We start from the raw sequence: 18,976 nt of genomic DNA, 5'->3' as shown, positions 1-18,976 counted from the left end.
TCATGTCCACCACGATCTTGCCCGGCGTCAGCCCCTGGGCCACGCCATCGTCGGCGAACAGCACCTTCTGCACATCGGGCGTGTCGGGCACCATGGTGAAAATGATGTCGGCCTTTTGCGCCACTTCGGCGTTGCTGGCGCAAGGTTTGGCGCCTGCGTCGAGCAGGGCTTGCGGCACTTTGCTGCGGGTGTGGACGTAGAGCGTATGCCCGCCCGCCAGCAGATGGCCCGCCATGGGCGTGCCCATGATGCCCAGTCCGATGAATCCCAGTGTTGCCATGTCGATCTCCGTTTTGTTGTGAACGTGTGTCTGTTTTATAGCGCGGCCAGCCAGCCCAGCCCAGCGGTCGTGGTGGTCTTGGGCTTGTATTCGCAGCCGATGTGGCCGGTGTAGCCGATACGGTCGAGGTGCTGGAACAGGAAGGCGTAGTTGATCTCGCCGGTGCCCGGCTCGTTGCGCCCGGGGTTGTCGGCCAGCTGGATGTGGGCGATGCGCGGCAGGTGCTTTTGCATCGTCGCGGCCAGCTCGCCTTCCATGCGTTGCATGTGATAGATGTCGTACTGCAGGAACAGATTGTCGCTGCCCACCTCGTCCATGAGGGCCAGCGCCTGCGCCGTGCCGTGCAGGTAAAAACCGGGAATGTCGAAGGTGTTGATCGGCTCGATCAGCAGACGGATGCCGTGGGCGCCAAGTTGCGCTGCGGCGTAACGCAGGTTGCCGACCAAGGTGGCGCGCAGCACGGCGGGGTCGGCGCCCGCCGGGGCCTTGCCCGCCAGACAGTTGAGTTGGGTGACGCCCAGCGCAGTGGCGTATTCGATTGCCTTGGCCACGCCCTCGCGGAATTCATTCACCCGGTCGGGCAGGCAGGCGATGCCGCGTTCGCCCGCATCCCAGTCGCCCGCGGGCAGGTTGTGCAGCACGATCTGCACACCGGCCTCTAGCGCGGCGTTGCGCACCTGCTGCGCGGTGTGGGCGTAGGGAAAGAGAAATTCCACCGCCTTGAAACCGGCTTTGGCGGCAGCTTCAAAACGGTCGATGAAAGGCTCTTCGGTAAAGAGCATGGTGAGGTTGGCGGCAAATTGGGGCATGGTTCAGGCCTCGGCAGGGACGAGATCGATGACGGGTTCGAATTCGGTGATGGCGTCGATTTCACCACCCATGGAGATATTGGTCACGCGCTCCAGAATGATCTCGACCACCACGGGCACAGCAAACTCCTTCATCCACTGCCGCGCCTGCGCCAGCGCGGGCTGAATCTGGTTGGGGTCGAACACGCGTATGGCCTTGCAGCCCAGCCCTTCGGTCACCTTGACGAAGTCGATACCGTAACCGCTGACTTCGGGCGAGTTGACGTTGTCGAACGAGAGCTGCACGCAAAAGTCCATGTCGAACTGGCGCTGGCCCTGGCGGATGAGGCCGAGGTAGGAGTTGTTGACCACGATGTGGATGTAGGGCAGCTTGAACTGCGCGCCCACTGCCAGTTCCTCGATGAGAAACTGGAAGTCGTAGTCGCCGGAAATGGCCACCACATCCGCGGTCGGATCGGCCACGCGCACGCCGAGCGCAGCGGGCATGGTCCAGCCCAGCGGGCCGGCCTGGCCGGCGTTGATCCAGTGGCGCGGTTTTTCCACCTTGAGCAACTGCGCTGCGGCGATTTGCGACAGGCCGATGGTGGTGACGTAGCGCGTGTTGGCGTCGAAAAACTCGACCATCTCCTTGTAAACGCGGTGGGGCTTGATGGGAATCTGGTCATAGTCCCACTTGCGCAGCAGGGTTTGCACCCGCTCGCGGCAGGCGTTCGCCCAGGCGCTGCGGTTTTTGAGCTGGCCCGCCGCCTTGCGCTCGCGCGCCACGGCAATGAACAGTTCGAGCGCCGCCTTGGCGTCGGAGGTGATGCCGAAATCGGGCATGAACACCCGGCCGATCTGCGTGGGCTCGATGTCCACATGCAGAATCTTGCGGCCCTTGGCATACACCTCGGGCGAGCCGGTGTGGCGGTTGGCCCAGCGGTTGCCGATGCCCAGCACCAGGTCGGAAGCCAGCAGGTTGGCGTTGCCGCCACGGTGCGAGGTTTGCAGACCGACCATGCCCGCCATCAGCGGGTGGCTGTCGCCAATCGCGCCCCAGCCCATCAGCGTGGGAATCACCGGTACGCCGGTCAACTCGGCGAACTGCACCAGCAGATCGGTGGCATCGGCATTGATCACGCCGCCGCCGGCGACGATCAGCGGGCGCTCGGACGCTTCGAGCATGTCCAGCGCCTTTTCAATCTGCGCCTTGGTCGCCGTGGGCTTGTACACCGCCAGCGGCGCGTAGGTGTCGGGATCGAACTCGATTTCGGCGAGCTGCACGTCCAGCGGCAGATCGATCAGCACCGGCCCGGGACGGCCCGAGCGCATCACATGGAACGCCTGCTGAAACACTTGCGGCACCAGCGCGGGCTCGCGCACGGTGACCGCCCACTTGCACACCGGCTTGGCGATGGACTCGATGTCCACCGCCTGAAAGTCTTCCTTGTACAGCCGCGCGCGCGGCGCCTGGCCGGTGATGCACAGAATGGGAATGGAATCGGCGATGGCCGAATACAACCCGGTGATCATGTCGGTACCCGCCGGGCCTGAGGTGCCGATACATACGCCGATATGGCCCGGCGCGGTGCGGGTGTAGCCCTCGGCCATATGCGACGCCGCCTCGACATGACGCGCCAGCACATGCGCGATGTGGCCGTTCTTGCGCAGCGCGGAATACAGCGGGTTGATCGCCGCACCCGGCACACCGAAGGCCTGATGCACGCCTTCCTTTTCGAGCACTAAAACCGCGGCATCCACCGCACGCATTCTGGCCATGATTCCCTCTCCTCGTTGGGGCGCCCGGCGAACGATGCGGGGCATTTCAGGCCATGAGTCTATTGATGAGATAGCAGGAAGTGAATGGAATAAGAAAGCGAAAGATTCAGTACTTTTCGGTAGTCAATCAACTTCCGGAGTCTGCTTCGTGCTCAACCGGCATCACCCGGCGCACCAGAAAGTAAGTGATGCCCACCGCCACGACCGCTGCGGTGATCAGGCCGTAAGTCCAGGCCCAGTTCTGCAACTGCCCCTGGCTCTCGACCGGAATGATGATGAGCTGACGCAACAGGGTGATGAGCGCTGCCTCGATGAACACCAGAACCGAAAAATTGCCGGTGCGCATGTAGCGGATTTCGGCGGAAATCAGCGACGACAGCACCCAGAGGATGAACAGATTGCCCAGCGCATGCAAAAAACCCTGCGCCACCGCGCCGGAACGCACGGTCTGCACCACGTCCTGCCCGAACTGCCAGATCAGCAGCAGGCTGGCCACGAGCAGCACCACGGCCATGAACACATGAAGCAGCTTGTTGGCCTGCTCCATCAGCGACTCGAACCCCTTATAGCCCACCATGTGGTGCTCCTGTCTGGTTCACTCGCTCACTCGCGCGGCTCGCTCCACAGCTTGCCGCCGGTGGCCCAGTGCGACTTGGGCACCTCGTTGAGAATGATGTCCACCGCGTCGGGCGAACACTTGAGCGTGTCCACCACGGCCTGCGTGATGGCTTCAATCAGCTGTTTTTTAACCTCGGGGCTGCGGCCCTCGAAAAGGTCGACACGGATGGCGGGCATGGGGTCTCCTACGGTTGCATGACAAAGCAAAAGCTTACTTCGCCGACTTGTGCTTGCGCCGTGCCTTCACGCCGTCGGCCAGCACCTGCATCAATTCGACCGAATCGTCCCAGGGCAGGCAGGCGTCGGTGATGCTCTGGCCGTACTGCAGCTTGGACGGATCGTCCTTGCCTGCGGTGAATTTCTGCGCCCCGCCGTGCAGATGGCTCTCGGCCATGACGCCGAAAATGCAGCGCTCTCCAGCAGCCAGTTGCGCAGCGATGTCGCGCGCCACATCGAGCTGGCGCATGTGCTGCTTGGCGCTGTTGGCATGCGAACAGTCGATCATCAGGCGACAGTCGAGCTTGGCCTCTTCGAGTGCGGCGCAGGCCTCGCGCACGCTGGCGGCGTCGTAGTTCGGCGTCTTGCCGCCGCGCAGAATGACGTGGGTGTCCTTATTGCCGCGCGTTTGCACGATGGCTACTTGGCCGTTCTTGTGTACCGACAGAAACGAGTGCGGCCGACGCGCCGCGTGAATCGCGTCGATGGCAATGCGCAGACTGCCATCGGTACCGTTCTTGAAGCCGATCGGCGCCGACAACCCCGAAGCCAGCTCGCGGTGCACCTGGCTCTCGGTGGTGCGCGCGCCGATGGCGCCCCACGAGATGAGATCGGCGATGTACTGCGGCGAGATCACGTCGAGGAATTCGCTGCCCGCAGGCACGCCCAAGCGGTTGATGTCGATCAGCACCTCGCGGGCGATGCGCAGCCCTTCGTCGATGCGGAAACTCTCGTCCAGATACGGATCGTTGATCAGCCCCTTCCAGCCCACCGTGGTGCGCGGTTTTTCGAAATACACCCGCATGACGATTTCCAGCTCGCCCGCGTGTTGTTTGCGCAACACCGCCAGCCGCTGGGCGTAGTCGAGCGCGGCCTTGGGGTCGTGGATCGAACACGGGCCGATGATGAGCAACAGCCGGTCGTCCTCGCCGTGGATGATGCGATGCAGGGCGTGGCGGGTATCGGCCACCAGCGCTTCCACCGGGGTATCGGCGATGGGAAAGAATCGGATCAGATGCTCGGGCGGCGGCAGGGGCACGATGTGCTTGATGCGGGCGTTGTCGGTGCGGGAGGTCTTGTCCTCCTGCGGTTTGTGCAAGGTTTCTGCGGCGGATTTGGACGGCATCGGAATTTCTCCAGCAAGCATTGAGGACAGGGAGGCCGCCGCCGAGGCAACGGCAAGATCACTTGGGGTATGGGCTTCGTACATGGGGGTTTGCACCGCGTGGTTTTCGCCACACCAGCCCGAAAAAAAAACCGCCGGGCTGGGCCGGCGGTTTTTGAGGATTTGTGAGCTGCGTTTGTGGGTCGCGCTTCAGCCTCTCCCTCCGCCGGTGCGGTGCGAGAAATACCAAAAACCAAAAAACAAGCGGTTTGCGGTCATGGTGAGGTGATAGCGTTCTGTGTCTAAAGGCTTCGATTGAAGCAGAACGGGCACTTGCTGGCAAGCGCGGGCGTTTTCTGACCTCAAAATGGTTCCGCACTTTGTCGCAGCGCAACAGCGCCTGCGGCAGCGAACAAACCCCGCAGCGCAGCACTTATCTCCTCTCTATGATGTTCAACTTTCGCCCGGACGCCACTCCGGGCGTCGAAAATCTCCGCCGTTCAACTCATGCCCGCCCCGTCCAAAACCTCCCGATTTCCCTGGCAGCGCCTGCTTTGGGTGCTGCTCGCACTGGCCATTGCGGCCGCCGTGCTGTGGTGGCGCAGCCGTCCGCCCGTCGTGCCCGGCTACAAAATCGAAACCCGCAATCTGGTGCAAAATGTGGTGGCCACCGGCTATGTGATCACCCCGTCCAGAGTGCAGGTGGCGAGCGAAATCACCGGCACCGTGGTGAAACGGCTGGTCGATCGCGGCGCGCATGTCAAGGCCGGGCAGGTGTTGCTGGAACTGCGAGCCGACCAGACCTCGGCCCAGCTCGACCAGGCGCGGGCGGCGCTGCGCCAGCTGGTTGAACAATCACGTCCGCAGGCCGCCGCCGCGCTGGCGCAGGCCAAAGTGCAGGTCGAGCAGGCCGAGCGCGACCTGAAACGCGCGCAAGGGGTGTTCGACGCGGGAGGCGGCTCGGCGCAGCAACTCGAACAAGCGCAGACCGCCCTGCGAAACGCCCGCCAGCAGCGCGACAGCGCCCAGGCGGCTTACAACGCCGTGGCGCCCGGCGGCGCACAACAGCGCGTCCTTGAAGCCGCGCTCAATGCCGCCAGCGCGGTGAATGCGCGCAATGTGGTGCGCGCCGGAGTATCGGGCGTGGTGCTCGCGCGCAATGTGGAAGTGGGCGATACAGTCACGCCCGGGCAGACGCTTTTCACTCTGGCGATGGACGGGGCGACGGAAATCCTGCTGCCGGTCAACGAACAAAGCATTGGCAATCTGCAGATCGGGCAGCAGGCGCAGTGTGTGGCAGATGCCTACCCCGACCGCAGCTTCGCCGCGCAGGTGAGTTTTCTCGCGCCGCAGGTCGACCGCACCACGGGCACTCTGGAAGTGCGCCTGCGCGTGCCGCAGCCGCCACCCTGGCTCAAGCAGGACATGACGGTGTCGGCCGACATCGTCACCGCGCAGCGGCGCAATACCCTGGTCGTGCCCAACGACGCGCTGCGCAGCGTGAACGGCGATCAGGCCACGGTGCTGGTGCTGCGGGGCGGCAGGGCGCAGGCGCAGCAGGTCAAGCTGGGGCTGCAAGGGCTGACGCTGACGCAGGTGGTCTCCGGCCTGTCCTCTGGCGAGTCGGTCCTGGCGGGCAATAGTGTGGCGCCGGGAGAGCGCGTGCGGTTGCAGACGCTGCCGCTGCCCAGCGCCGCTGCCAGTTCGGCGGCTTCGGGCAACGATCTGCCCATGCCGGGCCGCTGAGACCGCGAGCCGCTTCGCCCATGCGCCTGTCCTGGAATATCGCCCTGCAGTTTTTGCGCGATGGCCGCGCGCAGTCGCTGCTCATTCTCATCGGCATTGCCGTGGGCTCGGCGGTGATCGTGTTCATCACCGCCCTGGTCACCGGGCTGCAAGGCAATATCGTCAACCGCACCCTGGGCAGCCAGCCGCAGATCGTGGTGAAGGCGCCCGATCTGGTGCCGCTGACCCCGCCGCCCGCGCCCGACACCACCTATTTGTCGCGCATCGACCCGCGACCGCAGCGCCTTCGCGGCATCGACAATGCCGCCGCGGTGCTGCACGCCATCCGCGGCATGCCCGACGTGAAGGCGGCCACCCCCGTGGTATCGGGCCCGGCATTTGCCCAGCGCGGCAATGCGGTGCGCGCAGTGGCCATTCTTGGCATCGAGCCATCGAGCTATGTGCACATCATTCCCATCAATACCGACATCGTTGCCGGACAGTTCGCCGTGGGCGCGGAAAAAATCCTCATCGGCTCGCGTCTGGCCTCCGATCTCGGCCTGAGCATCGGCGACACGCTGCGCCTGACCGGCCCCTCGGGCCAGGCGCAGGCGTTCCGCGTGGCGGGCATTTTCACCATTGGCGTGCGGGACGTGGACGAGCGCCAGGTTTATCTCGGCTTGCAGCAGGCGCAAACGCTGTTGGGCTTGCCCGGCTCGACCACTGAAATCGACCTGAGCGTGCACGATCTGTTCAGCGCGCAGGCGATTGCCGCACGCATCGCCCGTACCTTCGACGTCAAGGCCGAGAGCTGGATGACGACCAACAGCCAGTTGCTCAACGCGCTGCGCTCACAGTCGCTGTCCACCAACATCATCCGCCTGTCCATCGCCCTGTCGGTGGCGCTGGGCATCGCCAGCGTGCTGGCGGTCAGCGTGGTGCAGCGCACACGCGAAATCGGCATCCTGCGCGCCATGGGCGCCACCCGGCTGCGCATGATGTCGGTGTTTCTCATCCAGGGCGGCGTGCTCGGGCTGATCGGCTCCACCATCGGCGCGCTGCTCGGGGTAAGTCTGGTGTATGTGTTCAACACCTCGGGGCCGCGATTGTTTCCGGTCACCATCAGCCCCTGGCTGGTGCCGCAAGCCATGCTGATCGCCACGCTGGCGGGCATCGTCGCCGCATTCGCGCCCGCGCGGCGGGCGTCGCACCTCGATCCGGTCGAGGCCATTCGCACCGTCTGACCCCTGCGATGAACAGCGCCGTCACCCCATCCCCGCCCCCTGTGCTGCGCCTTGACGGCCTGCGCAAGGCCTATGGCGTGGGCACGCCGCTCGAAGTGGAGGTGTTGCACGGCATCGACCTCACGCTGCAGGGCGGAGAGTTTGCCGCGCTCATCGGCCCGTCCGGTTCGGGCAAGAGCACCCTGCTCAACCTCATCGGCCTGCTCGACACGCCCACCCGCGGCGAAATTCATGTGCAGGGCCGTCCCACCGTGGATTTGAACGATACCGAACGTACCGCCCTGCGCGGCCGCTCGCTGGGCTTCGTGTTCCAGTTCCACCACCTCATCAACGCCTTTAGCGTGATCGACAACGTGATGATGCCCGCGCTGCTCGGCGGTGCAAAGCCCGATGCTGCCACGCGCGAGCGCGCCCTCGAACTGCTCGACGCCGTCGGGCTGGCGATGCACGCTCACAAACGCCCGACCGAACTCTCCGGCGGCCAGCAGCAGCGGGTGGCTATCGCCCGGGCGCTGATGATCCGCCCGCCCATCCTGCTGGCCGACGAGCCCACCGGCAACCTCGACTCACGCGCCGCCGACGAGGTGTTCGCGCTGTTCCGCCGCTTCAACCAGTCCTTCGGCTGCGCGGTGCTGCTGGTGACGCACGACCCGCGCATCGCCGCACGCTGCGACCGGGTGCTGGAAATGCTCGATGGCCGATTGGTGGCGGATCGCGCCCAAACGGCTCAGGCATAATCGCAAATAAGAGTTGTTCTTATTTGTAAATTTTGCCGATGAACTGTTTGCGCTTTTTTCCAGTTGCCGGGGTCGTCGCCGCCGCTGCACTCGCTCCCGTTTGGGCGCAGACCACCGACAGTGGTCTGCAGCTTGCGCCCTATACCGCCCCTATCACGCCCCCGAGCCAAACCTGGAGCCAGGGTTTGAGCACGTCTTTGCACCTCGACGCGGAAACGCTGGGGGTCATCGGCGGCAAGGGCGCGCGCCAGGCTGTCTCGGTGGCCGCCTTTCAAGCTGCACTCACTCTGGACACAGCGCAGGCTGGCTGGTGGCAGGGCGGCCAGTTCGACCTCATGCTCATGGGCCTGCGCAGCCATGGCAATCTGCAAACGGTGACCAACACGGTGCAGTTGCCGAGCAACCTCTGGGCGCCCAATTTTCTTCGTGTCTATCAGCTCAGCTACCGCCAGCAGTTCGGCCCGGGCTTTGTGCAGGGCGGCATCATGGACGTGAACAACACGTTCGACACCACAGGCGTGGCCGGCCATTTGCACAATGCCTCATTCGGCATTGCCCCGACGCTGACCTCCAATGCCAATATCGCCACCTACCCCAATCCCGGCCTGGGGCTGATGGGCGGGCTCGCCTTGGGCAACGGCTGGTCGGCGCAAGCGGGCGTGTGGCAGGGCGACCCTCCGGGCATGACGGGCGCCCTCCATCGTGGCGCGCTGTGGATCGCCGAGGCTGATCGCTCCTGGGGCGAGGCCGAACACACGCAGGGCACGCTGAAACTGGGCGCCTGGCATCTGCAGCAGAGCACTGCTGCCTACGGCCCCGATAGCGACGGCTTGTATGCGGTGAATGAATGGCGCTGGAAAGACGCCGACCGACGCGATTGGGCCGCTTTCCTGCAAGGCGGCTGGAGCCCGGCGGCGTCCAATCCGGTACTGGGCTATATCGGCGCGGGCGTGCGGATTCAGGGGCTGAACGCCACCCGCCCTGCGGACGTACTCACCCTCGGCGTGGCGCAGGCGCGCCTGAATTCGCTACCCAGCGAAACCGTGATCGAGGCGGTGTACTCGTTGCAACTCGCCCGCCATCTCTACCTGCAGCCCGACATCCAGCACATTCAGAACCCCGGTGGCGAATCCGGTCATCAGTGGGTTGCGGGGCTGCGGGTGCACATCGAACATTAGGCGGCACCCTACAATCCGTGGCTTCGCGCGCGACCCTGCGCACTCATCCATCCCCACACCATGAGCCTGAAATGCGGCATCGTGGGCTTGCCCAACGTGGGCAAGTCCACCCTCTTCAATGCGCTGACCCAAAGCGCCATTCCGGCGGAAAACTATCCTTTCTGCACCATCGAGCCCAACACCGGCATTGTCGAATTGCCCGATCCGCGGCTCGATCAGCTCGCCGCTATCGTCAAGCCGCAGCGCGTCCTGCCCGCGGTGGTCGAGTTCGTCGATATCGCCGGACTCGTGGCTGGCGCGAGCCAGGGCGAGGGGCTGGGCAACCAGTTTTTGGCGCACATCCGCGAAACCGACGCCATCATCAACGTGGTGCGCTGCTTTGAAGACCCGAATGTGATTCACGTCGCCGGCCGGGTGGACCCGATCTCGGACATCGCCGTGATCCAGACCGAACTCTGCCTGGCCGATCTGGGCACGGCCGAGAAAAGTCTGCACCGCATGAACAAACAGGGGCGCTCCGGCGACAAAGATGCCAAGCGCGTTGCCGATCTGCTCGAGCGCATCATCCCCGCGCTCAACGAAGCCCGCCCGGTGCGCGCCCTGGGGCTCAGCGCCGAAGAGCTGGCCCTGATCGCTCCGCTATGCCTCATCACCGCCAAGCCGGCCATGTTCGTCGGCAACGTGATGGAGGATGGCTTCGACAACAACCCCCACCTGGACCGGCTGCGCGAGTATGCGGCCCAGGAGAACGCCCCAGTCGTGGCCATCTGCGCCAAGCTGGAGAGCGAACTCGCCGGGCTTGATGCCGAAGAAAAACAAGCGTTTCTCGCCGACCTCGGACAGGAAGAACCCGGGCTGAACCGCCTCATTCGCTCTGCCTACAAACTTCTTGGGTTGCAGACTTATTTCACCGCCGGGGTGAAGGAAGTGCGGGCCTGGACGGTGCATGTCGGCGCGACCGCGCCGCAGGCCGCCGCAGTGATTCACACCGATTTCGAGCGGGGCTTCATCCGCGCCCAGACCATCGCGTTTGACGATTTCATCCGGTACGGCGGCGAGCAGGGCGCCAAAGACGCGGGCAAGATGCGGGCCGAAGGCAAGGACTACATCGTCAAGGACGGCGACGTGCTGCATTTCCTGTTCAACGTCTGAGCCTTCCTTTGCTGCCGCGCCGCGCGCGCTGCAAATCCTCACGGCCGCAGCTACAGTGTGCAGCCCGGCTTGCCGATATCTGCCATCGGCAAGCCCAAAACAAACCATCCGTTCACATGAATTCCGGCGTTGTTTACGCCCTGGCGGCGTACGTCATCTGGGGCCTGTTTCCGCTTTACTTCAAGGCGCTCGAACAGGTTCCCTCCCTGCAGATCCTCGCGCACCGCATGGCGTGGTCGCTGCTTTTTGTCGCTTTGCTGCTGGCGCTTCTCAAGCGCTGGTCGTGGATGCGGCTGCTGCGTGAACAGCCCGCCCTGCTCGCCCGCTTTGCGCTCAGTGCCGTACTCCTTTCGAGCAATTGGGGCATCTATATCTGGGCGGTGAACAGCAACCATGTGGTGGACGCAAGCCTGGGCTACTACATCAATCCCTTGGTCAACGTGGCCCTCGGATCGGTTCTTCTGCATGAGCGTCTGCGCGGTCTGCAGTGGGTCGCTCTGGCCATTGCTGCGGCGGGCGTGACGGTCATGGCGATCGAGGTCGGCCATGTGCCTTGGATCAGTCTCAGCCTGGCGCTCACCTTCGGCAGCTACGCGCTGCTCAGAAAGACCGCGCCGCTGGGCGCGCTTGAAGGCCTCGCCGTGGAGACCGCGGTGCTATTCCCGCTGGCTGTGGCCTATCTGTTCTGGTTGAGTACCCAGGGCATGAACGCGTTCGCCTCCGCCGACCTCTCTACGCGCTGGCTGCTGGTGGCCGCAGGCCCGGTCACCACCATCCCCCTGCTGCTGTTCGCTGCGGGCGCTCGCCGCATGTCGATGACCTTGCTGGGGGTTTTGCAGTACATCACCCCCACTCTGCAGCTGGCACTAGGCGTCTGGCTTTATCACGAACCCTTTGCAGCCGCAAAGATGATCGGATTCGGCCTGGTCTGGGTGGGCCTTGCCGTGTTTCTGCTGGACGGTTTACGCGCAGCCTGGGGCCGCCCGGCCACGACGCTGCCGTCATTGGATGACGGCGTCGTGGCGCGCCCCAAGCTCTGAGCGCCCAGGGCCGGGCGCTGACAGTCGACTTCAGGGATAAAGGCCGCGTTCTTCGCGCGCTTGCAGCACTCGCTCGCAAGCCACCACGAATGCGGCCGTTCTCAGGCTGATTTTTAGTTGGTCTGCGGTATCCCAAATCCGGGCCAAGGCATTGCCCAGAATTTTGTCGAGGCGGGCGTTGATGTCGTCTTCATCCCAGAAGAAGCTCGAAAAGTCTTGCACCCATTCGAAGTACGAAACCGTCACGCCACCCGCATTGCAAATCACGTCGGGGACGACAAGAATGCCCCGGCTTGCACAGACATCGTCTGCGCCGGGCAAGGTCGGGCCGTTCGCGCCTTCGAGTATGAGCTTGGCGGTGGTTTTGCGGGCGCGCTCGGCCGTCACCTGCCCTTCGAGGGCTGCGGGAATCAACACATCACAGCGCACATCCCAGAACGCTTCATCGTCGGCTTTTTGTGCGCCCGAGAATCCGGCGACGCCGCCATGACTGCTGACATGACGCAGCAATGCCGCCACATCCAATCCTTGTTCATGAATGATCGTGCCGGTGTGATCCTGCACCGCCACGATCTTCGCACCCGCTTGCGCGAACAACTCCGCCGCTGTGCCGCCCACGTTGCCGAAGCCCTGTACAGCGATCCTCAAACTGTTCACGTCAAGGCCCAGGCGCCTGATGGCCTCACTGCCGGTCACGAACACGCCGCGCCCCGTGGCCTTGACCCGACCGAGAGAACCTCCGAGCTGAATCGGCTTGCCCGTCACCACCCCGGTGGCGGTAGCGCCCACGTTCATGGAATAGGTGTCCATCATCCAGGCCATGATCTGACCGTTGGTGTTGACGTCGGGCGCGGGAATATCCTGCTGCGGCCCGATGATGATGCCGATTTCGCTGGTATAGCGGCGGGTCAGCCGCTCAAGCTCCTTGCGCGACAGCTCTGAAGGGGTCACCCGAATGCCCCCTTTCGCTCCGCCGTAAGGCAGGCCAACGGCGGCGTTCTTGATGGTCATCCAGGCCGACAACGCCATCACCTCCTCCAGCGTGACATTGGGGTGATAGCGCACGCCGCCTTTGCCCGGTCCGCGCGACAGGTTGTGCTGCACGCGGTAGCCCTCGAAGTGCCGCACCGAGCCATCGTCCATCTCGATTGGCACATCGACGATGAGCGCGCGCTTCGGGCGCTTCAAGGTTTCTCCCCAACGGGCCAAATGCCCCAGATGAGGCAGTACCCGATCGACCTGGGCCAGATAGGTCAGCCAGGGGCTGTCCGGCTCGGGATGGATGTACGACAGCGTGCAAACCGGCGGTGCGGTGACCTGTTCTTTGGACTTGGGTGTTTTCATTGCGTCTCCTGTGCTGTGTTGTTGTTCTGCCGAGACCGCCTTGTCCTTGTGAGCCTTGGCGGCATCAGCCGGGGCCATCAGGGCCCTCAACACACTGTAGTCCGTCGCGCGCGTACCGTACATCCTGTGCGGGTATGCAGAGGCAAGACGTGCAAGCAATTCTGACTGCGTGAGACGATCGGAAAAAAGAACAGTGCAAAAAGCCCGTCGCCCGCCTGCTCCGCATCTGGCGGAACAAACGGGCGACGGGCCCTGATCTATTTATACAGCCACCCTCTGCGCAACAAACGCAAAAGGGGCTGAAAAACGCAAATCAGCAGAAGATAACTGCGATCAGATCACCTGACCTTTGGTGATCAGACGACTGACCACCCACGCCTTGGTCTTGGAGATCGGACGCGATTCCGCGATCTCGACCACATCGTTCAGGTGGTACTGGCCCGACTCGTCGTGCGCGCTGTACTTCTTGGAGCGCGCAATCAACTTGCCATAGATCGGGTGCTGAATACGGCGCTCGACTAAAACGGTGACCGTCTTCTGCCGCTTGTCGCTGACCACACGGCCGACCAGCGTGCGCTGCACTTTCTTTTGTTCAGTCATGGCTTAACCCTTGGCCTTCTTTTCTTGAATCAGGGTACGGACCCGCGCAATGGCGCGCTTGGTGTTACCCAGCTGGCACGTATTCTGAAGCTGCTGCGTGCCCTTCTGCATACGCAGATTGAAGTGGGCCTTGAGCAGACTGTCGAGTTCGGTCTGCAGCGCCGGAATATCCTTGGCGCGCAGTTCGGTGAGTTGAGCGGAAGTTTTCAAATCGCTCTCCTTAGGCGCCGATCTGGCGCGTGACAAAAATGGTGCGGAACGGCAGCTTGGCGGCAGCCAGCTCGAACGCTTCACGCGCGATAGCCTCGGGCACACCTTCGATTTCGTACAGCACGCGACCGGGCTGGACTTCCGAAACATAGTACTCAGGGTTACCCTTGCCGTTACCCATCCGCACCTCGGCGGGCTTGATGGAAATCGGTTTGTCCGGGAACACACGGATCCAGATCCGGCCGCCACGCTTGACGTGACGGGAAATCGCGCGACGAGCCGATTCGATCTGGCGAGCGGTGATGCGGCCGCGGGTGGTCGCCTTCAGGCCGAACTCACCAAAGGCCACCGTGGCGCCGCGTGTAGCCAGGCCCGTGTTGCGGCCTTTTTGCTCTTTGCGGTATTTGCGACGAGCGGGTTGTAGCATGAAATTTCTCCTTAAGCGCTGTCGTTAGGCGCCAGTTGCACCACCGGACTGAGCCGGTTTGCGCACGCGCTTGACAGCAACGGATTTTTCGCCATCGGCAGCCGGTGCGGCACGACGTGCGCCGGACGGACGGGCTGCGCCAGGACGGCGATTGCGACGATCTTCCTCGGGGGCAGCCGGCTCGGCCTTGGCCGGGACGATAGCGCCCTTGGCCGGCGTATCGCCCTTGTAAACCCACACCTTCACACCGATGACACCGTAGGTCGTCTTGGCTTCAGAGGTTGCGTAGTCGATATTCGCACGCAGGGTCTGCAGAGGCACGCGGCCTTCACGGTACCACTCACGCCGGGCGATCTCGATGCCATTCAGCCGGCCAGACGACATGATCTTGATACCCTGAGCGCCCATACGCATGGCATTCTGCATGGCACGTTTCATGGCGCGGCGGAACTGAATGCGCTTTTCGAGCTGCTGGGTGATGGAGTCGGCAATAAGTTGGGCATCGATTTCGGGCTTGCGCACCTCTTCGATATCCACAGCGACCGGCACGCCCAAGCGCTTGGCCAGTTCGGCCTTCAGGTTTTCAATGTCTTCGCCTTTTTTGCCGATCACCACACCCGGTCGGGCGCTGTAAATGGTGATGCGGGCGTTCTTGGCCGGACGCTCGATGAGCACGCGCGACACCGAAGCATTTTTCAAACGCTTCGCCAGGTACTCGCGCACCATGATGTCTTCGCTGAGCATCTTGGCGTACTGGGTGCTCGGCGCATACCAGCGCGAAGCCCAGCCGCGGGTGACGGCCAGACGGAAACCGGTCGGATGAATTTTCTGTCCCATATGACGTCCTCAGTTCCCGACTTGAATGTAGATATGGCAGGTGGGCTTGCTGATGCGATTGCCACGACCTTTGGCGCGCGCACTGAAGCGCTTGAGGGTTGCCCCCTCTTCCACCATGATCTGAGTCACTTTCAGTTCGTCCACATCGGCGCCATCGTTGTGCTCGGCGTTGGCGATGGCCGACTCCAGCACTTTCTTGATAATGCCCGATGCCTTCTTGGGCGAGAACTCCAGGATGTTCAAAGCGGAGTCCACTTTTTTACCGCGGATCAGGTCCGCCACCAGTCGGCCTTTTTGGGCCGAGAGGCGAACGCCGCGTAGGGTTGCACGAGTTTCCATGTGTCTGCCTTACTTCTTCGCCTTTTTATCGGCGGGATGTCCTTTGAATGTCCGCGTCAGCGCGAATTCGCCAAGCTTGTGGCCCACCATCTGGTCGGACACATAGACCGGAACATGCTGCTTGCCGTTGTGCACGGCTATCGTCACGCCGATGAATTCGGGCAGGATGGTGGAACGACGCGACCAGGTCTTCACCGGGCGCTTGTCTTTGGTGCTGACAGCAGCTTCAACCTTTTTCAGCAGATGCTGGTCGCAGAACGGACCTTTTTTGAGTGAGCGAGCCATGTGCTATCCCTTACTTCTTACGACGCGACACGATCATGCTCTGCGTGCGCTTGTTGTTGCGGGTGCGATAACCCTTGGTCGGCGTACCCCACGGGCTGACCGCCACGCGACCCTCGCCTGTCTTGCCTTCACCACCGCCATGCGGGTGGTCGACCGGGTTCATGGCCACCCCACGCACAGTCGGACGAATACCTTGCCAACGCTTGGCGCCTGCCTTGCCATACTGGCGCAGGTTGTGCTCTTCGTTGCTCACCTCACCCAGCGTGGCGCGACACTCGATGTGAATGCGGCGAACCTCGCCAGAACGCATACGCACTTGAGCGTGAATGCCTTCGCGCGCCAGCAGCACCGCAGAAGCGCCGGCGGAACGCGCGATCTGGGCACCCTTGCCAGGCTGCATTTCGATGCAATGAATGGTTGAACCCACCGGAATATTGCGGATAGGCAGCGTGTTGCCCGCACGAATCGGCGCCTCGGAGCCGCTCATCAACGTAGCGCCCACTTCGAGGTTGCGCGGCGCAATGATGTAGCGGCGCTCGCCATCGGCGTAGCACACCAGGGCAATGTGCGCGGTACGGTTCGGGTCGTATTCGATACGTTCGACCTTGGCCGGAATGCCGTCCTTGTCGCGACGGAAATCGACCACACGGTAATGGTGCTTGTGACCACCGCCGCGATGGCGCGTGGTGATATGACCATTGTTGTTGCGGCCAGCCTTCTGGAACTGGGGCTCGAGCAGCGAACGCTCGGGCTCTCCCTTGTACAGATGCGGGTGCGAGACCTTGACGACGGCGCGGCGGCCAGCCGAGGTCGGTTTGACTTTGACGACGGGCATTTAGATACCCTCCTGCGCGAAATTCAGCTCTTGGCCCGCCTTCAGGCAGACATAGGCTTTCTTGACATGATTGCGGCGGCCCGTGCCACGCGCAGTGCGCTTGACCTTGCCCTTGATGTTGGCGACCTGGACCGACTCGACATCGACCTTGAACAGCAGTTCGACGGCAGCCTTGATCTCAGGCTTGGTCGCATCACGCAGGACACGAAACACGACTTGATTGCGCTTTTCAGCGACCATCGTCGCTTTTTCCGAAATGACCGGCGCGCTGAGCACCTGCATCAGACGCTGCGGATTGAGAACGGCCTGCGTCATGACAGCATCTCCTGAAGTTGGCTGACTGCACCCTTGGTCATCACGACCTTCTTGTAGAACAGAAGGGACAGCGGATCGGCGTAACGCGGCTCGACCACCAGAACATTCGGCAGATTACGCGCAGCGAGGAACAGATTTTCGTCCGCACCGTCGGCAATGATCATCACCGAGTCGAAGCCCATCGCCTTGCACTTCTCGGCAACCAGCTTGGTTTTCGGCGCCTCCACGGTGAAAGTGTCGACCACCACGAGGCGGCCTTCGCGCGCCAGTTGCGAAAACAGCGAACGCATCCCCGCGCGATAAGCCTTCTTGTTGACCTTGTGCGTGAAGTTCTCGTCCGGCGAATTCGGGAAAATCTTGCCGCCTCCACGCCACAGCGGCGACGACGTCATACCCGCACGAGCGCGGCCAGTACCCTTTTGCTTCCAGGGCTTGCGCGTCGAGTGCTTGACCACCGCACGGTCTTTCTGGGCACGGTTGCCCAGGCGCGCATTGGCCTGATAAGCGATCACGATCTGGTGAACCAGATCTTCGTTGAAGTCACGCCCAAACACCTCGGGGCTGACCTCAAACTTCTCAGCAGGGTGGCCCTGCGCATCAATGAAATCGAGCTGCATCACTGACCTCCTGTCGCTGACTTGACCGCGGGACGCAGAAACACAAAGCCCGAACGCGAGCCCGGCACCGCACCCTTGACGAGGATGAGCTGGCGCGCTTCGTCGATGCGAACCACTTCCAGGTTCTGCACCGTCACGGTTTCATTGCCCATCTGACCCGCCATGCGCTTGCCAGGAAACACACGCCCGGGGTCCTGCGCCATACCGATGGAACCTGGCGCACGCGTGGTGACCGAGTTACCGTGAGAGGCGCGGTTGGACGAAAAATTGTGGCGCTTGATGGAGCCAGCGAAGCCCTTGCCGATCGACACACCCTGCGCATCGACCATCTGCCCCACCTGAAACAGCGAAGCGGGAACCGGCGCACCCAGCGCGTAATCGGCCGCTTTTTCAGCGGGCAGATCAAACTCCTTGAGGATTTCTGCCGGCTCGACCCCCGCTTTCGCCAAGTGACCCGCCTGGCCCTTGGTGAGGCGTGACGGCTTGCGAGAGCCGTAAGCTACTTGGACGGCGCTATAGCCATCCACATCTTGCGTGCGCACCTGCGACACCCGGTTGCCAGACGCATCCAGCACGGTGACGGCGATGGATGCCCCATCGTCGGTGAACACACGCGTCATTCCGACCTTGCGCGTGACAAGGCCCATTGAATGTGAGCTCATTGTTTTCTCCTACCCGGCTACGATTGGCCAGGCCCGTAAGTTATTTAAACGATTCAAGCTACGCGGCTTGAGTCAATTACTGCCAAACTTTACTGCCAGCTTTATTTCTGGCCTCGCCAGAAATAAAGCCTTAAATCATACATCAACCGCCCTGCGATCTGCAAGGCAGTGTGCTCACTGCAGTTTGATTTCCACATCGACGCCCGCAGGCAGGTCGAGCTTCATCAAAGCATCTACCGTCTTGTCCGTCGGATCAACGATGTCCATCAGACGCAAATGGGTGCGGATTTCCAACTGATCGCGTGAAGTTTTGTTGACGTGGGGCGAGCGCAGGATGTCAAACCGCTGCAGGCGCGTCGGCAACGGCACAGGGCCTTTGACAATGGCGCCGGTTCGCTTGGCGGTATCGACGATCTCCATCGCGGACTGATCGATCAGCTTGTAATCAAACGCCTTCAGGCGAATACGGATTTTCTGATTTTGCATGATGTTCTCTTCAAAGAGCGAAGGCCGACGCCTAAAGTGAACGGCGTCGGCCGATTCCGTTGAACGATTTACTCGATGATCTTGGCCACCACCCCGGCGCCGACGGTACGACCGCCTTCCCGGATGGCGAAGCGCAGACCCTCTTCCATCGCGATCG

25 protein-coding genes are annotated in these 18,976 nt (G+C 62.7%); 6 read left to right on the top strand and 19 right to left on the bottom strand.

What is annotated here, in order from left to right; genetic code table 11:
• From ABT24_RS12635 to ABT24_RS12610, 6 genes are all read right to left on the bottom strand, one after another.
• Positions 1 to 280, bottom strand: a 280-nt coding sequence (locus ABT24_RS12635) for an NAD(P)-dependent oxidoreductase (RefSeq protein ID WP_353743851.1), incomplete at its 3' end; no start/stop codon positions are given.
• Between the two features lie 35 nt (positions 281 to 315).
• Positions 316 to 1,089, bottom strand: coding sequence for a hydroxypyruvate isomerase (hyi, locus tag ABT24_RS12630; RefSeq protein ID WP_276729666.1), 774 nt, complete (start codon positions 1,087 to 1,089; stop codon positions 316 to 318).
• A 3-nt stretch (positions 1,090 to 1,092) separates the two neighbouring features.
• A complete protein-coding gene (gcl, locus tag ABT24_RS12625) occupies positions 1,093 to 2,847 on the bottom strand; it encodes a glyoxylate carboligase (RefSeq protein ID WP_276729668.1) in 1,755 nt (584 codons plus the stop codon).
• Positions 2,848 to 2,974: 127 nt separating this feature from the next.
• Entirely contained in the window at positions 2,975 to 3,424 is a 450-nt protein-coding gene (locus tag ABT24_RS12620; protein ID WP_276729669.1) for a phosphate-starvation-inducible PsiE family protein, read from the bottom strand.
• A gap of 26 nt (positions 3,425 to 3,450) precedes the next feature.
• Positions 3,451 to 3,642, bottom strand: a complete 192-nt coding sequence (locus tag ABT24_RS12615; RefSeq protein ID WP_276729670.1) for a 4-oxalocrotonate tautomerase — start codon at positions 3,640 to 3,642, stop codon at positions 3,451 to 3,453.
• Positions 3,643 to 3,676: 34 nt separating this feature from the next.
• Entirely contained in the window at positions 3,677 to 4,807 is a 1,131-nt protein-coding gene (locus tag ABT24_RS12610; RefSeq protein WP_276729671.1) for a 3-deoxy-7-phosphoheptulonate synthase, read from the bottom strand.
• Positions 4,808 to 5,293: 486 nt separating this feature from the next.
• Between ABT24_RS12610 and ABT24_RS12605 the strand changes: the two genes are divergently transcribed.
• The 6 genes from ABT24_RS12605 (at position 5,294) to rarD (ending at position 11,862) form a co-directional block, all read left to right on the top strand.
• Complete coding sequence (locus tag ABT24_RS12605) at positions 5,294 to 6,532, top strand: efflux RND transporter periplasmic adaptor subunit (RefSeq protein ID WP_276729673.1); 1,239 nt, start codon at positions 5,294 to 5,296, stop codon at positions 6,530 to 6,532.
• 20 nt (positions 6,533 to 6,552) lie between these two features.
• The gene (locus ABT24_RS12600; RefSeq protein ID WP_013124312.1) at positions 6,553 to 7,755 is read left to right on the top strand and encodes an ABC transporter permease; all 1,203 of its coding nucleotides are present in this window, start codon (positions 6,553 to 6,555) and stop codon (positions 7,753 to 7,755) included.
• Between the two features lie 8 nt (positions 7,756 to 7,763).
• The gene (locus ABT24_RS12595) at positions 7,764 to 8,492 is read left to right on the top strand and encodes an ABC transporter ATP-binding protein (protein WP_013107265.1); all 729 of its coding nucleotides are present in this window, start codon (positions 7,764 to 7,766) and stop codon (positions 8,490 to 8,492) included.
• A gap of 38 nt (positions 8,493 to 8,530) precedes the next feature.
• A complete protein-coding gene (locus tag ABT24_RS12590) occupies positions 8,531 to 9,670 on the top strand; it encodes a carbohydrate porin (RefSeq protein WP_276729675.1) in 1,140 nt (379 codons plus the stop codon).
• Between the two features lie 60 nt (positions 9,671 to 9,730).
• Complete coding sequence (ychF, locus tag ABT24_RS12585) at positions 9,731 to 10,822, top strand: redox-regulated ATPase YchF (protein WP_013107267.1); 1,092 nt, start codon at positions 9,731 to 9,733, stop codon at positions 10,820 to 10,822.
• A 116-nt stretch (positions 10,823 to 10,938) separates the two neighbouring features.
• Complete coding sequence (rarD, locus tag ABT24_RS12580) at positions 10,939 to 11,862, top strand: EamA family transporter RarD (RefSeq protein ID WP_276729676.1); 924 nt, start codon at positions 10,939 to 10,941, stop codon at positions 11,860 to 11,862.
• Positions 11,863 to 11,892: 30 nt separating this feature from the next.
• On the opposite strand, the gene ABT24_RS12575 is transcribed toward rarD, so the two are convergent.
• The 13 genes from ABT24_RS12575 to ABT24_RS12515 all read right to left on the bottom strand — a co-directional run.
• Entirely contained in the window at positions 11,893 to 13,206 is a 1,314-nt protein-coding gene (locus ABT24_RS12575; protein ID WP_276729679.1) for a Glu/Leu/Phe/Val family dehydrogenase, read from the bottom strand.
• A 333-nt stretch (positions 13,207 to 13,539) separates the two neighbouring features.
• On the bottom strand, positions 13,540 to 13,806 hold the full coding sequence (gene rpsQ, locus ABT24_RS12570; protein ID WP_013107270.1) for a 30S ribosomal protein S17: 267 nt from the start codon (positions 13,804 to 13,806) through the stop codon (positions 13,540 to 13,542).
• 3 nt (positions 13,807 to 13,809) lie between these two features.
• Positions 13,810 to 14,016, bottom strand: coding sequence for a 50S ribosomal protein L29 (gene rpmC / locus ABT24_RS12565; RefSeq protein WP_013107271.1), 207 nt, complete (start codon positions 14,014 to 14,016; stop codon positions 13,810 to 13,812).
• A 10-nt stretch (positions 14,017 to 14,026) separates the two neighbouring features.
• Positions 14,027 to 14,443 carry a 50S ribosomal protein L16 gene (rplP, locus tag ABT24_RS12560; RefSeq protein ID WP_013107272.1) on the bottom strand — a complete coding sequence of 139 codons (417 nt, stop codon included), beginning with the start codon at positions 14,441 to 14,443 and terminating at the stop codon, positions 14,027 to 14,029.
• A gap of 24 nt (positions 14,444 to 14,467) precedes the next feature.
• Entirely contained in the window at positions 14,468 to 15,280 is an 813-nt protein-coding gene (gene rpsC / locus ABT24_RS12555; RefSeq protein ID WP_276729681.1) for a 30S ribosomal protein S3, read from the bottom strand.
• Positions 15,281 to 15,289: 9 nt separating this feature from the next.
• The gene (rplV, locus tag ABT24_RS12550; protein ID WP_013107274.1) at positions 15,290 to 15,619 is read right to left on the bottom strand and encodes a 50S ribosomal protein L22; all 330 of its coding nucleotides are present in this window, start codon (positions 15,617 to 15,619) and stop codon (positions 15,290 to 15,292) included.
• Positions 15,620 to 15,628: 9 nt separating this feature from the next.
• Entirely contained in the window at positions 15,629 to 15,904 is a 276-nt protein-coding gene (rpsS, locus tag ABT24_RS12545) for a 30S ribosomal protein S19 (RefSeq protein WP_013107275.1), read from the bottom strand.
• A 10-nt stretch (positions 15,905 to 15,914) separates the two neighbouring features.
• Complete coding sequence (rplB, locus tag ABT24_RS12540; RefSeq protein ID WP_013107276.1) at positions 15,915 to 16,739, bottom strand: 50S ribosomal protein L2; 825 nt, start codon at positions 16,737 to 16,739, stop codon at positions 15,915 to 15,917.
• Complete coding sequence (gene rplW / locus ABT24_RS12535; RefSeq protein WP_156053638.1) at positions 16,740 to 17,054, bottom strand: 50S ribosomal protein L23; 315 nt, start codon at positions 17,052 to 17,054, stop codon at positions 16,740 to 16,742. It abuts the gene before it with no gap.
• Positions 17,051 to 17,671, bottom strand: a complete 621-nt coding sequence (gene rplD, locus ABT24_RS12530) for a 50S ribosomal protein L4 (protein WP_276729683.1) — start codon at positions 17,669 to 17,671, stop codon at positions 17,051 to 17,053. The genes rplW and rplD overlap by 4 nt, the downstream gene beginning before the upstream one ends.
• Positions 17,671 to 18,333, bottom strand: coding sequence for a 50S ribosomal protein L3 (gene rplC / locus ABT24_RS12525; protein WP_276729686.1), 663 nt, complete (start codon positions 18,331 to 18,333; stop codon positions 17,671 to 17,673). The genes rplD and rplC overlap by 1 nt, the downstream gene beginning before the upstream one ends.
• A gap of 174 nt (positions 18,334 to 18,507) precedes the next feature.
• On the bottom strand, positions 18,508 to 18,819 hold the full coding sequence (gene rpsJ / locus ABT24_RS12520; protein ID WP_013107280.1) for a 30S ribosomal protein S10: 312 nt from the start codon (positions 18,817 to 18,819) through the stop codon (positions 18,508 to 18,510).
• Between the two features lie 68 nt (positions 18,820 to 18,887).
• Positions 18,888 to 18,976: EF-Tu C-terminal domain-related protein (locus ABT24_RS12515; protein WP_080361398.1), on the bottom strand; the 89-nt coding region annotated here is incomplete at its 5' end.

The organism is Thiomonas sp. SCN 64-16 (assembly GCF_001725585.1).
Classification (GTDB): domain Bacteria; phylum Pseudomonadota; class Gammaproteobacteria; order Burkholderiales; family Burkholderiaceae_C; genus Thiomonas; species Thiomonas arsenitoxydans.
The sequence above is the reverse complement of the archived record's forward strand: the minus strand, read 5'-3'. Positions and strand labels throughout refer to the sequence as shown.

Excerpts from the sequence above, each read along its gene's own strand:
- hyi (WP_276729666.1), bottom strand. The coding sequence starts at position 1,089 with ATGCCCCAATTTGCCGCCAACCTCACCATGCTCTTTACCGAAGAGCCT.
- gcl (WP_276729668.1), bottom strand. The coding sequence starts at position 2,847 with ATGGCCAGAATGCGTGCGGTGGATGCCGCGGTTTTAGTGCTCGAAAAG.
- ABT24_RS12620 (WP_276729669.1), bottom strand. The coding sequence starts at position 3,424 with ATGGTGGGCTATAAGGGGTTCGAGTCGCTGATGGAGCAGGCCAACAAG.
- ABT24_RS12615 (WP_276729670.1), bottom strand. The coding sequence starts at position 3,642 with ATGCCCGCCATCCGTGTCGACCTTTTCGAGGGCCGCAGCCCCGAGGTT.
- ABT24_RS12610 (WP_276729671.1), bottom strand. The coding sequence starts at position 4,807 with ATGCCGTCCAAATCCGCCGCAGAAACCTTGCACAAACCGCAGGAGGAC.
- ABT24_RS12605 (WP_276729673.1), top strand. The coding sequence starts at position 5,294 with ATGCCCGCCCCGTCCAAAACCTCCCGATTTCCCTGGCAGCGCCTGCTT.
- ABT24_RS12600 (WP_013124312.1), top strand. The coding sequence starts at position 6,553 with ATGCGCCTGTCCTGGAATATCGCCCTGCAGTTTTTGCGCGATGGCCGC.
- ABT24_RS12595 (WP_013107265.1), top strand. The coding sequence starts at position 7,764 with ATGAACAGCGCCGTCACCCCATCCCCGCCCCCTGTGCTGCGCCTTGAC.
- ABT24_RS12590 (WP_276729675.1), top strand. The coding sequence starts at position 8,531 with ATGAACTGTTTGCGCTTTTTTCCAGTTGCCGGGGTCGTCGCCGCCGCT.
- ychF (WP_013107267.1), top strand. The coding sequence starts at position 9,731 with ATGAGCCTGAAATGCGGCATCGTGGGCTTGCCCAACGTGGGCAAGTCC.
- rarD (WP_276729676.1), top strand. The coding sequence starts at position 10,939 with ATGAATTCCGGCGTTGTTTACGCCCTGGCGGCGTACGTCATCTGGGGC.
- ABT24_RS12575 (WP_276729679.1), bottom strand. The coding sequence starts at position 13,206 with ATGAAAACACCCAAGTCCAAAGAACAGGTCACCGCACCGCCGGTTTGC.
- rpsQ (WP_013107270.1), bottom strand. The coding sequence starts at position 13,806 with ATGACTGAACAAAAGAAAGTGCAGCGCACGCTGGTCGGCCGTGTGGTC.
- rplP (WP_013107272.1), bottom strand. The coding sequence starts at position 14,443 with ATGCTACAACCCGCTCGTCGCAAATACCGCAAAGAGCAAAAAGGCCGC.
- rpsC (WP_276729681.1), bottom strand. The coding sequence starts at position 15,280 with ATGGGACAGAAAATTCATCCGACCGGTTTCCGTCTGGCCGTCACCCGC.
- rplV (WP_013107274.1), bottom strand. The coding sequence starts at position 15,619 with ATGGAAACTCGTGCAACCCTACGCGGCGTTCGCCTCTCGGCCCAAAAA.
- rpsS (WP_013107275.1), bottom strand. The coding sequence starts at position 15,904 with ATGGCTCGCTCACTCAAAAAAGGTCCGTTCTGCGACCAGCATCTGCTG.
- rplB (WP_013107276.1), bottom strand. The coding sequence starts at position 16,739 with ATGCCCGTCGTCAAAGTCAAACCGACCTCGGCTGGCCGCCGCGCCGTC.
- rplW (WP_156053638.1), bottom strand. The coding sequence starts at position 17,054 with ATGACGCAGGCCGTTCTCAATCCGCAGCGTCTGATGCAGGTGCTCAGC.
- rplD (WP_276729683.1), bottom strand. The coding sequence starts at position 17,671 with ATGCAGCTCGATTTCATTGATGCGCAGGGCCACCCTGCTGAGAAGTTT.
- rplC (WP_276729686.1), bottom strand. The coding sequence starts at position 18,333 with ATGAGCTCACATTCAATGGGCCTTGTCACGCGCAAGGTCGGAATGACG.
- rpsJ (WP_013107280.1), bottom strand. The coding sequence starts at position 18,819 with ATGCAAAATCAGAAAATCCGTATTCGCCTGAAGGCGTTTGATTACAAG.